The sequence below is a fragment of the Comamonas sp. NyZ500 genome (genome assembly GCF_016772095.1).
Lineage (GTDB): Bacteria > Pseudomonadota > Gammaproteobacteria > Burkholderiales > Burkholderiaceae_C > Comamonas > Comamonas thiooxydans.
On the sequence record NZ_JAEIJE010000022.1, the window covers coordinates 1 to 12,648 of the forward strand.

Annotated in this window: 12 protein-coding genes; 2 read left to right on the forward strand and 10 right to left on the reverse strand. The window is 64.6% G+C overall.

The features are described 5' to 3' along the window. Positions 1–346: 346 nt before the first annotated feature. The 10 genes from JAO85_RS22160 to JAO85_RS22205 form a co-directional block, all read right to left on the reverse strand. Positions 347–661 carry a DUF736 domain-containing protein gene (locus JAO85_RS22160; RefSeq protein ID WP_019726278.1) on the reverse strand — a complete coding sequence of 105 codons (315 nt, stop codon included), beginning with the start codon at positions 659–661 and terminating at the stop codon, positions 347–349. An 854-nt stretch (positions 662–1,515) separates the two neighbouring features. After that, complete coding sequence (locus JAO85_RS22165) at positions 1,516–1,725, reverse strand: hypothetical protein (protein ID WP_019726277.1); 210 nt, start codon at positions 1,723–1,725, stop codon at positions 1,516–1,518. A 61-nt stretch (positions 1,726–1,786) separates the two neighbouring features. After that, entirely contained in the window at positions 1,787–3,844 is a 2,058-nt protein-coding gene (locus JAO85_RS22170) for a ParB/RepB/Spo0J family partition protein (RefSeq protein ID WP_019726276.1), read from the reverse strand. Positions 3,845–3,908: 64 nt separating this feature from the next. Continuing rightward, the gene (locus JAO85_RS22175; RefSeq protein WP_068584010.1) at positions 3,909–4,733 is read right to left on the reverse strand and encodes a DUF932 domain-containing protein; all 825 of its coding nucleotides are present in this window, start codon (positions 4,731–4,733) and stop codon (positions 3,909–3,911) included. Between the two features lie 700 nt (positions 4,734–5,433). Continuing rightward, positions 5,434–5,712: a hypothetical protein gene (locus JAO85_RS22180; protein ID WP_019726273.1), complete on the reverse strand. Its 279-nt coding sequence runs from the start codon at positions 5,710–5,712 to the stop codon at positions 5,434–5,436. A gap of 65 nt (positions 5,713–5,777) precedes the next feature. After that, the gene (locus JAO85_RS22185; protein ID WP_019726272.1) at positions 5,778–6,128 is read right to left on the reverse strand and encodes a DUF2958 domain-containing protein; all 351 of its coding nucleotides are present in this window, start codon (positions 6,126–6,128) and stop codon (positions 5,778–5,780) included. Positions 6,129–6,411: 283 nt separating this feature from the next. After that, positions 6,412–6,921: a DNA repair protein RadC gene (radC, locus tag JAO85_RS22190; protein ID WP_019726271.1), complete on the reverse strand. Its 510-nt coding sequence runs from the start codon at positions 6,919–6,921 to the stop codon at positions 6,412–6,414. A gap of 364 nt (positions 6,922–7,285) precedes the next feature. Next, positions 7,286–8,350, reverse strand: coding sequence for a YhcG family protein (locus tag JAO85_RS22195; RefSeq protein ID WP_019726270.1), 1,065 nt, complete (start codon positions 8,348–8,350; stop codon positions 7,286–7,288). After that, a complete protein-coding gene (locus tag JAO85_RS22200) occupies positions 8,347–9,546 on the reverse strand; it encodes a site-specific integrase (protein WP_019726269.1) in 1,200 nt (399 codons plus the stop codon). The genes JAO85_RS22195 and JAO85_RS22200 overlap by 4 nt, the downstream gene beginning before the upstream one ends. Positions 9,547–9,783: 237 nt before the next feature. Then, positions 9,784–10,704 (reverse strand): inositol monophosphatase family protein, encoded by a 921-nt coding sequence (locus tag JAO85_RS22205; protein WP_003069344.1) that lies wholly within the window; start codon positions 10,702–10,704, stop codon positions 9,784–9,786. Between the two features lie 257 nt (positions 10,705–10,961). Between JAO85_RS22205 and JAO85_RS22210 the strand changes: the two genes are divergently transcribed. Then, positions 10,962–11,762, forward strand: coding sequence for an RNA methyltransferase (locus JAO85_RS22210; RefSeq protein ID WP_003069345.1), 801 nt, complete (start codon positions 10,962–10,964; stop codon positions 11,760–11,762). 36 nt (positions 11,763–11,798) lie between these two features. Continuing rightward, on the forward strand, positions 11,799–12,635 hold the full coding sequence (gene cysE / locus JAO85_RS22215; protein WP_012839329.1) for a serine O-acetyltransferase: 837 nt from the start codon (positions 11,799–11,801) through the stop codon (positions 12,633–12,635). The last annotated feature ends 13 nt before the right edge of the window (positions 12,636–12,648 follow it).

Sequence of the window (12,648 nt, forward strand, 5' to 3'; positions counted from 1 at the left end):
CGATCTACCAACACCACCTCCGCGCCAGTGCTAGCTTTTCGTACCGTCACTTATTGCACTGAAAACGAGGAGACCCCGAGGCAAGCGAAGTGCGCAGCGCCGCAGGCGCGAAGGCGTGAGGGATTGGAGCCGGATGGCCGTGACGGCAAAGACGGCACGGGGCGTAGCCCGTAAAAGTCCGGCGGCGGGTCGCGCCGACACGCCATGCCCTGATTGCAACGGCAAGCACCGCGTCCCCGCATAGAAGTGCAGCCCACACTATGGGCCACCGCCTGCCACCAGGTTCGGTACGAACCAACACAACAGCGCAGCGCCCCGCCATGTGGCGGGGCGCTGCGGGCGGCGGTCACGCCGCCTGGGGCTTGCTGCGCGACCAGATCAAGTCGTGCGTGCCGTCTTCGCCTTCGATCAGGCGGGCGTAGACCGTGGCCGGGAACGATGGATCGTCGAGGGTCACGGAGATGTACTCCCGCCCGGCCTCGCTGGTCTTCTTCCACGCTGCGCCGATGTCGTGGCTGGCGGCCTGCAGGCGGAAGTCGGGGGCCTTCTCGTTGTCGCCCTTGTCGTTGGGCACCAGCTTGACCTTGACGTTGAGCGTCAGGGTGCGAAGCGTGCCGGTGAAGCCGTCTTTGTCTGCGGTGAAGGTGCCGATGTTGGCCATAGTGAAATCTCCGTTCGGTGGAACAAGGTTCGCGCCCATCGCGTCCTTGTTGTGATCCGGCCGGCGGGGGACGGGCTGGCTGCACCGCTTGCGGTCGAAACGCAGTGGAGAGCCGGGAGGCGAAAAGAATTTGTCCCGCGAGGAATGCACCGAACGCAGTGACAAAGCAGGGGAAATTGTTTTCGCCGGACGGTTGCAGCCATGAAGCCCGAGGCGCAGCCGCGCCACCGCCAGGATTCACAACAACACAAGGACGCCTTGGGCCGAACCGCACCGCAAGGAGATGTGGCCGGCTCGGCATCCCCGCATGAAGACTGCTCCGGCTCGCCCACTGACGCAGGCCAGGTCAACCACCCGATGACAGGCAAGAACGCCTCCGCCGCAACTTGCGGCGCCGGTCTAGTGGCGTGGCATAGAAACTCCATAGCGATGCTGGGCGGGTTGTCCGTGAACAGTCCTTCATGGACGTGATGGGCAAGAACCGCCAGCGTTGAGGACGGCACGCATTTGCACAACCCGCCGCAGCAAACGCCAGCGTGTTCGCCAGCGCCCCGTCCATCGTGGCGGAGCGCTGGCCGGGCCGATCCGGCGAAGCCGGTTCGGCGGCATCGAGGGGCGCCAAGCTGTGCGCGGCGGGGATAGCCCGCAGGGCTTTCCCCTGGAGGCAAGCGGAGCGCGCAGGTGTGGGCCGGGCGGATGCTCGGCTGCTTTAACGCCGCCACCTGAGCCACCGCGAGGGCGGCGGCGTTCTGATTCGGCAGTTGGCCTTGAACACCGGGCGCGGCCACTGCCGCGCCCGGATTTTGCTTTCACCGCGCCCAGGACGGAACGGCATGGGCGCGGTGCTGATCGGGTTATTCCTTCGTCTCGATGAGCCACCATACGGCACGCGGCAAGGCGCGGCCCGTGATGGGGTGAATGTCGGTCAGGTCGGCGCGGGCTGACCAGCCCGAGGGCGGGCGGTAGCCGCGCACGTCGCCATCGCCGTGCCAGCGGCGGGCGCGTACCGTGCCGGGGGCGTAGATCGCCGCCATGCGTGGGCGGCTGGTGGTGGTACGTGTCATGGGGTGTTCTCCTTCCAGCAAGCGCCCCGGTCGAGACCGGGGCGCTTGCTGTCGGCGCGGGTCAAGCGGCTAGCGCCACGGCGGTTTCATTCGCCATTGCCTCGGCATCCTCCGGGGCGTTGTCCTGGGCCTGCGGCGCCGCCGGCGTGGTTTCCTGCGTGCCTTCGGCCTTGAAGATGGCAGGCATCCAGCCAGTGCCATCGGCCAGCCGCTCCGCTTCGCTGGCAATGTCGGCCTTCTTCAGCTTCGCCAGCCGGGTGACGTGCGACGGGGCGAACTGCTCCACGGCTTCCAGAATCGCGGCCTTCGGCACATGCCGGAAATAACCCTCATTGGTGGGCTTCCACCATGCGGCCATGTCCAGCCCCACGGCCTGCGCCAGTTCCTCGCCCGGCTGCTGCCGCATGGTGCGGGGTGTCACCACGTCCACCGTGACGGCCACGCATACCGCCAGCAGTCGCACCAGTTCGTCTTGCGAATTCGCCAGCAACGCGGCGAACAGTTCGGCGCTGTCCTGCGGCAAGGCTTCGCCCGCCACCTGTTGCAGTTCGCGCAGCGCCACGGCAGCGGGCGATTCCGGCCAGTCCGGTGCCATGCCTTCCAGCCGGTCTTGCACTTTCAGGCTCACGCCCAGCGGCAGGTCGTGGCCGTAGTGGCTGCCGTGCAAAACGGTCTGCACCATGCCATGCACCAGCGCGGCCAGCGCCACTTGCGGATGCTGCGCCACTTCGATTTGTAGCGCGGCGGTGCGGTGGGCACTCAACCGCTGCGCCAGTCGGTCGGACATGGCGGCGGTCTTGGGCTGGTCGTCGTCCTCGCCTTCGTCGCCGTTCTCGGCATCCTCACCGCTGAAACCTTGGCGCAGGCGTTCCAGCGTGCGCAGGGCCTTGGCCTCGGCTTCGCGCATCAGGCCGTGATGGATCACGGCCTGCCCGTTGCGGTCGATGGTGACGATGGCACCGGCTGCGGCCTTCACGGTCGGGCTGTAGTCCTGCAAACCATCTTCCAACGCCTGCAACTGCTCGCCCACGGCTTCGCCTTCCTCTTGCAGCGCGTCGGCCTTGTCCTCGTCCTCGGCTTCCAGCGCACCATCGAGGGCTTCGCCAATGGCCTGCACCTTGGCTTGCAGCTTTTCGATGCGCTGCGCTTCGCGCTTGGTCGGTTCGCGCCGCTCCCTCGGCGCACGCTGGAAAGCGTGCAGGTCGGCATGGGTCACGCCCGGCGTGGCATCCACCCATGCCCAGCCTTCGGCCTTCACCTCGGCGGCGATGCCCGCCAGCCGGTCTTGCGCCAGCCTGTCCAGCAGCGCGGCATCGGTCAGATACACGCCCGCGTCACCTTCCGCGAACAGGTCACGGCGCACGCCACCGCCTGCGGCCTCGTAGGTTTCCAGCCCGACGAACCGCACCAGCGGATGCCGGTAGGCGTCGATTTCCCTTTCGGTGAGGCGGTCGCGCAGCGCGGACGGCTGGCGCTGCCACGTTGGCGCATCGTAGAAGGCGGCTTCCTGCGCGGTGTGGTCATCGGTGATGGCAAGGGCCATCAACTGGTCAAGGCTCACGGCATCGGCGCGGTAGTCGGCCATGAGGCGCGGCGAGACGTTCGCAAGCTTCAAGCGGCGCTGCACCACCAGCGGCGTGACGGAAAAATCCGCTGCGATGTCCTCGATGGGTCGGCCTTCGGCCACCAGCGCGGCGAAGGCTTCAAACTGGTCTGCCGGGTGCATGGCTTCACGCTGCACGTTCTCGGTGAGACTGGCAGTGCGGGCCGTGCCATCGGCCACTTGCAAGCAAGGCACCTCCCAATCCTTGGCGATGCGGTGCTTTTTCGCCAGCAGCTTCAGCGCAGCAAGGCGACGACCACCGGCGACCACCTCGTAATGCTCGCCATCGGCGGATGCGATCACGATCAGGTTTTGCAGCAGGCCCACGCGCTGGATGCTTGCAGCCAGTTCGGGGATGGACATGCGCGGGGTCTTGCGCACGTTGCGGCCCGTGGGGCGCAGCACCAGCCGCGACAGCGGAACCAGAATCAGGTTCTTGGTCGGGTCGGCGGCTTCCAGCGGGATAGCGGCGGCGGCATTGACGGCGCGGGCTTCGGTGGTGGTGATGGCGTTCATGGTGGTTCTCCAATCGAGTGAAACAAGGAATGGAGGGGAAACCGCCCCTCCTGCGGGGGACGGGTCAGGCTTTCAACTGGCGCAGGCCATCGGCCAGCATCCACAAGGCGCGATTGAGGCGCACATCGGAATCAATGCCCTGTATCGGACGGGTCTGCTGGCGGCGTCCGTTGGCGCTGCGACCATGCAATCCGCCTTTGGTCAGGTTCTCTTGGGTGCGGTTGAACACGCTCCACAAGTCGGGGCGGCGGTCTTCAAACCGGCGCGGCATCAGAATCTGGCTTTCGGTGATGGGCGCGGGCTTGTTCGGGTCGTCGTACTTGAGGGTCAGCGCGGCGCGGGCGAACACTTCGGCTTCGCCTTCATCGAGCGTGATAGCGCGCATGGCGTCGCGGGAATCGCGCACAAGGTCGAAACCGCGCAGCACCTCGAAAGCGCCTTCGATGACTTGGCCCGCCACGTCGCCTTTATGGGGGACGCGCACATCGGCCACGGTGTCGCCGCACACAAGGCCATTGCTGCAAACAAATCGGAACTGGCCCGCCAGCATCTGATAGCTGCTGGTGCCATCGTGCGAGTTCAGCAGGATGATTTCATTGGCTTCCGCGCCGTTGATCTGGCTGGCGTGGCGCAGGCGCAGCATGTGTTTCGTGTGCTCGCGCTTGCCTTCATCGCGCACGCGGGTTTGCGTCACCATGAAAGGCTGAAACCCTTCTTTGCGAAGCTCGGTCAAAACCGCCGCCGTAGGGATATAGGCGTATCGCTGCGAACGACTTTCATACGGGGCATCCGCAAAGATGGACGGCGCTACACGGTGAATCTGGTCATCGGACAGCGGGTAGTCGCTGCGCAGTGCGGGGGAATGGGAAGCGAAACGGGTTGCAAGCATGTCGTTCTCCTGACTTGGCTGTTGAAGAAAGCGCACACCGGATTCCTAGATTCGGAGCCCAGCCTTTCGGCTGTTCGGTGCGGTCGGCACGAGGAACCCGGTTGGCCCTGTTGCCACCGTCTTTCCTGAGTTCATCGCCCGCGACGGTCAGGAGCGCGCGGACGGGGGCCGTCAAGGAAAAAAGCGCAGGGTTGGTGCGGCCCGCAGGCGAAGCCGAGGACACGGCCCTGCGCGCCTTGATGGCACACGGGAGCGGGCTACAGTCGCGGACAAGGTGATGGAGTCAGGGAAGACGGCTGGACATGGCAACGGGCACCTTCCACGCCGACCGCACGGCAAGCGCAAGCGCGCAGGCCCGAAGCTGGAAGCTGGGCCGGAGGCGTCAGCCGAGCGGAGCGAGGGAACGATGGAAGCCCGACAGGGGCGAGACGCCGCAGGCGGCTCGATGCGCAGCACGACAGCGCGACCGGCCATCTCCCAGGTGGCCGGGGACGCCCAGACTTCAAAACCGAATGGACAACAGGGTCAGGACGAGCACGCGCAGGGCATCGTGGATCTGCTGTGGATGCTGTCTGGCCGATCCGGCGCAGCCGGGTCGGCGATGTTCAGGGGCGCCAAGTCTGCGCGGCGGGGATAGCCCGCAGGGCTTTCCCCTGGAGGCAAGCGAAGCGCGTAGCGCGCCGCAAGGGGCGCGAAGGCATCAGGCCGAGTCGTCAGGACGCAGGCTGGATTGCGCAACCGGCACCCACGGCGAAGTCGAGTTCAGCAGATAGCGCGCTCCGCGCGCATAGTGACCACAAAGCCCGCTGGGCTGGTAGAAACCGGTGACGCGGCGACGGAACTGCACGCCGAACTGGTTGGTGTAGATCACCGCGTCGCCGATCTTGAAGCGCAGCGGCTGGCCGTTCTCCGGCGCGAAGGGCTTGAGCGCATCGTGCTGCGCCGTGATTTCGATGATGTAGTCGTGATGGCTGCTCATGGCATTGATCTCCTGAAATGATCGAGAAAGCGCAAGGAGCGCCTTGAGGCGCTCCAAGGGCGAGGTCAGACGACGATCCGCCCCGCCAGCCGCGCATCGCGCACGTAGGCGCTCAACCGCTTTTCGCCACGGAAAGACAGGTCGCGCTCGATCGGCAGGCCCAGCCCGCCGCGCACGCTCGCCAGCTCGTTCAAGCTGACCCAGCCGAGTTCCGGCATCCCCAGCCCCAGGTCACAAAGACCGAAAGCGTGGTCATGGTCGTCGGGGTCAATCTCGGTCAGCAGCCAGGTCGCGCCGCCGTCCGGCGTGAACAGCTTGACCACCGGGGCTGGGTCGAAGTCCGGGTTCTCCAGCGATGTGCTGCCGTTGGCCAGCAGCACGACGCGCTGCTCGGCAGTGATAAGTACGTTGTTCATGGTGAACTCCTGAAAGGTTGCCGGGCGGAATTGCCCGACCCTTCCGGGGCACGGCGCAGCGCAAGCAGTCAGGGGTCGTAGACGGCCGCCAGGACGCAAGCGCCATTGGCGCGCAGCCCTTGACGGCGAGAACGCCGTGGCACGATGAGGGGAACAGCAAGACCGCCTCCCTCACAACCTCCACGCACCTCCGGCTTTGGGGCAAGTGCGTAGCACGCGCAGGCCCGCGAGGGCCGGAGTTGCGCCAGCAGGCGCAGCAAAAAGGGGGCCGAAGCCCCCTCGGTCAGATCAAGCCACGTTCGGCGAAGGACGTAGTGAGGCTGCCCGCCACGATGATGTGATCCAACGTGCGAACGTCCACCAGCGCCAGCGCGCTCTTGAGTTGCAACGTCAATGCCCTGTCGGCCGCACTTGGCTCTGGATTGCCGCTCGGGTGGTTGTGCGAAACGATGACCGCTGCCGCGTTGAGCCGCAGCGCTTCCTTCACCACTTCGCGCGGATACACCGATGCGCTGTCGATGGTGCCGTGGAACATCTCGGCATACTCGATAAGGCGATGCTGCGAATCGAGGAACAGCACCGCGAACACCTCATGCTCGAAGCCGGCCAGTTTGGCGCGCAGGTACTCCTTGACTTCCGACGGTGAACTGAATGAGGCACCGCGCTGCATCTTGTGCTCGATGGCCTGGCGCGCGGCCTCCAGAATCTGGTCGGCCGTCGCCGGCAGGTAATGACCTTGGGAGTCGCGCACCATCAGCGCGGCATCGAACGAGGAAAAGGACAGTTGCGACATGATCGTGCTCCGGTTGCTCGGGCGGAATTGCCCGGAACCGTGTCCAGCACGGCGCAGCGCAAGCAGTCAGGGGTCGCAGACGGCCGCCAGGACGCAAGCGCGCAACAGCGCGCGCCGCCCTTGACGGCGAGAACGCCGTGATACGGTGAAGGGAACAGCAAGACCGCCTACACCCCGCCCACTGCACACCCTCGGCTTTTGGGGCAAGCGGAGCGCGCAGGCCCGTCAGGGCCGAAGGCGTCAGCCGAGCAAAGCGAGGGAACGATGGAAGCCCGCAAGGGGCGAGACTCGCGCAGCGAGGCTCGATGCGCAGCACGACAGCGCGACGGCGGAACGCCGGGATGCCCGACTGCTTGGGACAGGACTACTCGGTGTCCGTCTTGCGCTGCTCGATCTGCAACTGCGCCCGCTCTGCTGCCTGTTGCAGCCGTTCCACCAGCACGCCCCTCGGCGGCAAGGCAGTCAGGTACTCGGCGACGTGGATGCCTGACTTGTCCAGCTCCAGCAATTCGATCTGCTCGCGCTTCTTGCCGGTGCAAAGGATGATGCCCAGCGGCGAGGCTTCCTCCGGCTCGCGTTCGTGCTTGTCCAGCCAGCGAAGGTAAAGCTCCATCTGCCCCTTGTAGGCCGCCTTGAACTCGCCGACCTTCAACTCCACCGCCACCAGCCGCCGCAACTTGCGGTTGTAGAACAGCAGGTCGAGGTGGAAATCCTCGTCGTCAATCGGGATGCGCTTTTGCCGGGCGACGAAGGAGAAACCGGCCCCCAGCTCCAGCAGGAAGGATTCCATTTCGCGGATGATGGCCGCTTCCAAGTCGCTTTCCTGCCAGGTGTCACGCAGCCCGAGAAAGTCGAGAATGTAGGGATCGCGCATGACCAGCGCCGGCGTCATGCGCTGCGCATCGCGCATCGTCGCCAGCTCCTGCGCGATCGTCTCGCCCGGCTTCTGCGACAGCGCCGTGCGCTCGTACAGCATCGAGTCGATGCGCTCGCGCAGCGTCCGCACGCTCCAGCGTTCGGCGCTCGCCATCTGCACGTAGTATTGCCGTTGGAGCGGGTCTTTCAGCGGCAGCAGCGCCAGGAAATGCGACCAGCTCAATTGTCGTGACAGCGTCACGACAATTGGCTCGTCCGGGTAGGTGGCGGCGAACTGCACCATGCGGCGCAGGTTCTTGTCCGCGAAGCTGCGCCCGTAGTCGCGCACAAGCTGCGCCGCCAGGGTCGGCAGGATTTCCTCGCCGTACCCGGCCCGCTGGCCGGCCAGCACCTCCGTATGGATGCGCTGGCCGATACGCCAGAACAGCAGGGTCAGTTCGGCATTGACCGCCAAGACGGCGCGCTGCCGCGCCGCCTCAATCAATGCCCGAATGTCGCCCAGCAGCGCCGAAGGCGCTGCGGAGGACGCCACGGATACTTTGCGCCGGTTCATGCTGCTACTCCCTCGGCCTGCCGCGCACCCGTGATCGCCTGACGACGGCTCGCCACCAGCTCGGCCGCCTCGCGTACCGGCTTGTCCTCGGTGTGGACGTAGTGCATGAACATCGCCACGGTCTTGTGCCCGGTCAGCTTCATGCCTACCTTGGTCGGCACGCCCGAATTGGCAATGTCGGTCGTCGAACGATGGCGGATGCCGTGCGTGCCGACGTGCGGCACGCCGGCGGCCTTAAGCGCCCGGCACCATCCGCCATAGTGCTCGCCAAAGGTCAGGTGCTTGTCCGGGTCGTTGGGCGATGGCAGGACATACGGGCAGCCTTCCCGACGTGGCGCCGTCGAGAGCAGCCGATAGGCTTCCGCGCTCATGGGCTTGGACATGCCGCCCGTCTTGCTGTCGGGCCACACCACTCGCCGGTTCTCGAAGTCCAGCCAGCTCCATTCGAGCGGACAGATTTCGGAGCGACGCGCGGCGAACTCGAATTGCAGGCGGATTGCCAAGGGGATGACGTAGTTCTCCAGACCTTCCGCTTCCAGCTTGTCCAGGTGGCGGAAGATCAACGCCAGTTCGTCATCAATGATGAGCCGGGTTTCCTTCCCAGGTGGGTACATCGGGACGTGACGGCACGGGTTCGTGCCGTCGGGACGGTAGCCCCACACTTCGGCCAGGTTGAACATCTTGCGCAACACGCCGAAAGCCTTGTTCGCTTCGGTCGGCTTGTAGGCCAGCTTTTGCATCAGGCCGGCAATGTCGGGCCGCTTCACGTCCTGCACCTTCTTGCGGCCCAACAGTGGAATGATGCAGCGGTCGATGACGCCCTGATAGCCCTCCTGCGTGCTGGGCTTGTTGCGCTTCTTGGAGTATTCCTCCATGAACTTTTTGCACAGCTCCGTGACGGTGGGCGCCTTGCGCGCATCGGCCTTGGCGCCGCCAGGATCGCCGCCCCGGCGAACCTCGGCCAACCAGTCCTGAGCCATGACGCGGGCCTGTTCAACGGTCAGTTCCCCGAACAGGCCCAGGGCGGGCTTGCGTCGCTCGCCCGCGTTCGTGCGGTACTGGAGCATGAACACGCGGCGGCCCGCCGGGGTAATCTTGCACAGGAAGCCAGGCACCACGGTATCCCGTAGTTCGACGGCCTGCGGCTGGGGTTGCGCCGCCTCCACGGCGGTCTTGGTGAGCTTGATCTTGGCCATGATGACTCCTCGGAAAGACCCGTTTCCAAGAGCCACATGGGAGCCATGAGAGCGGAAGCCGGGTCAGGTTTCAGAAAGCACCGGCATATGATGGACGCGCGTAAGTTATTGATAAACCTTCTGTATCGGGTTCTAGCGCAGTCCAGCAAAGTTCGGTGCTGGAGTCATCGTGAAATAAAAAAAGGGCCCGGTCCACCGGACCAGGCCCTTTCCGCAGTCGTGGGGCGACCGCCTTTTTTATTCTGCGTTCTTCTGACCTTCTTCGGCCACTGCCTCTGCACCTTCTTCGGCGGGGGCTTCGAATTCGCCAGTCTTGACAGCCTGACGCACGGCCGCTTTTTCGCCAGCGGTGGCGAACTTGCTGAACTTGCCCAGCACGGGAATCAGCGAACCATAGATGCGTGGGTTGGCGGCCAGGATTTCGCGTTGTTCCAGGAAGTCGGCTTCACCCGTGAAGTTGCCCACCAGACCACCGGCTTCGCTGACCAGCAGAGAACCGGCAGCCACGTCCCAGATGGACAGGCCGGACTCAAAGAAGCCGTCGGCAAAGCCGGCAGCCACATAGGCCAGGTCCAGGGCGGCGGAGCCGGGGCGACGCACGCCGGCGGTGCGCTGCATGACTTCGCCCAGCATCAGCATGTATTGCTTGAAGTTGTCGCCACGGCGGAAGGGGAAGCCCGTGGAGATCAGGCAATCACGCAGCTGGGTGCGCTTGGAGACGCGGATGCGGCGCTCGTTCAGATAGGCTCCGCGACCCTTGGTTGCCGTGAACAGGTCGTTGCGGCTGGGGTCATAGATCACGGCGTGCTCGATCTTGCCCTTGTAGGCAAGGGCGATGCTCACGCAGTACACGGGGAAGCCGTGGATGAAGTTGGTGGTGCCGTCCAGGGGATCGATGATCCAGACATGGTCGGAGTTCTTGGCACCATGCTCGCTGCCCGATTCTTCGGCCAGGATGGAATGCTGGGGGTAGGCGTTGAGCAGCGTCTCAATGATGATGCGCTCGGCCGCCTGGTCTACCTCGGTCACAAAGTCGTTCACCTGCTTTTGCGCAACGCGCACCGATTCCACATCCAGTGCGGCACGGTTGATGAGGGCGCCAGCGGCGCGAGCAGCCTTGATGGCCACGTTGAGCATGGGGTGCAGGGAGTTCGACATAAATTGTGAGTGCGTTGGCGATGCAGCCCGGAGCAAAACTGGGCTGAACTACGCGGGTAAGAACGTAAAAGCCGCGACCGGCGATGCGGGGCGGCGACAATGGGTGCAATTCTACCCAGGCTGCGCTTTTTTTGCTTGTTCGTCCCGGCGACCCGAGGGTCTTCTCTGCGGCGCTTGCGGATGCCAGAGAGAGCTGGCCGCGTAGTCTGCTGTCATATCAAGGCCACAAGTGGGGCCTTTTGCATTGTTCTGCGTTGATGAAAACCCGATTCGTACTGATTGAAACCAGCCATGCCGGCAATGTGGGCGCGGCTGCCCGAGCGCTCAAGACCATGGGCTTCGACGACCTGGTGCTGGTGCGCCCACGCTACAAGAACGTGCTGCGCAAGGAAGAAACCATTCAGCGTGCCAGCGGCGCACTGGATGTGCTGGACAAGGCCCGCGTGGTCGACACCCTGGAGGAAGCCCTGGACGGCATCAGCCATATGTGCGCGACGGCAATGACGCCACGCGACTTCGGCCCGCCTACACGCACTCCGCGCGAGCATTTCGAGTTGCTCCTGAAAGGAGAGCTCGATACGCGCTCTGTGTCTGAAGTGGACGCAGGTCTGACCGATAACCTGCCCACATCCGGTGCGGCCTGCAACCAGAAGGGCGTGGCCTTTCTGTTCGGTTGCGAGCGCTTTGGCATGAGCAACGACGATGTCTACCGCTGCGATGTGGCGCTGTCGATTCCGTCCAATCCGCAGTTCGGCTCGCTCAATCTGGGCTCGGCCATTCAGGTCGTTGCCTATGACTGGCGCGTGGCACTGGGTGGTTTTCCCGTGGTGGAGCACACGCCCGAGGCGCATCGCGCCGACATGGCCCAGGTGCAGGGCATGCTGGGCCACTGGGAACAGGCCCTGGCCCATATCGGCTTTCTGGACCCGGCAGCGCCCAAGAAGCTCATGCCCAGGCTTAACCAGCTTTTCAACCGCGCGCAGCTGACCCAGGAAGAAATCCATATTCTTCGCGGTGTTGCCAAAGCCATGCTGCAGAGCCAGCCACCAACCCGCTAGACTTCACAAGCTAAACATTCCTCACGTTGTTATTTGATGCTTGATCGCCTGCGCTCCGACATCCAGTGCATTCTTGACCGCGACCCCGCGGCCCGCAGCACCTGGGAGGTCATCACCTGTTATCCGGGGCTGCACGCCATCTGGCTGCAGCGCCCTGCGCACTGGTGCTGGACGCATGGCTTCAAATGGCTGGGGCGCTTCATCTCGCACATGGGGCGCTGGTTCACCGGCATTGAAATCCACCCCGGTGCCGTCATTGGCCGCGAGGTCTTCATCGATCACGGCATGGGTGTCGTGATCGGCGAAACCGCCGTGGTGGGCGATGGCTGCACCATCTATCACGGTGTCACCTTGGGCGGTACCTCGCTCTACAAGGGCGCCAAGCGCCACCCTACGCTGGGCAAGAACGTGGTGGTCAGTGCCGGCGCCAAGGTGCTGGGCGGCTTCGAGGTAGGCGATGGTGCCAAGATAGGCAGCAATGCCGTGGTCATCAAGCCCGTGCCTGCAGGTGCGACTGCCGTGGGCATTCCGGCGCGCATCATTCCCAGCAAGACCGGGCATAGCGCCGATGTGACCGAGCATGAGTCGGCACCCAAGGTCGAGGCCAAGGCGCAAACGGCTGTCGTGATTGACGAGGATTGCGGCAAGAGCGGCTTCACCGCCTATGGCGTAACGGCCGAAGTCGATCCCGTGGCCCAGGCCATGCGCTCTCTGTCCGAAGGCGCTGCCGGCCATGAAAAGCAGATTGCACTGCTGTGGGCCGCCATTGAGAAGCTCTCGATTCAAGGCCATGTCAAGGACTGTGTGCCCTGCGAGTCCGAACGACCCGAGGCATTCCAGAAGGACAAGATCGATCAGATTCTGGGCAAGTAAACCCCAAGCGCTT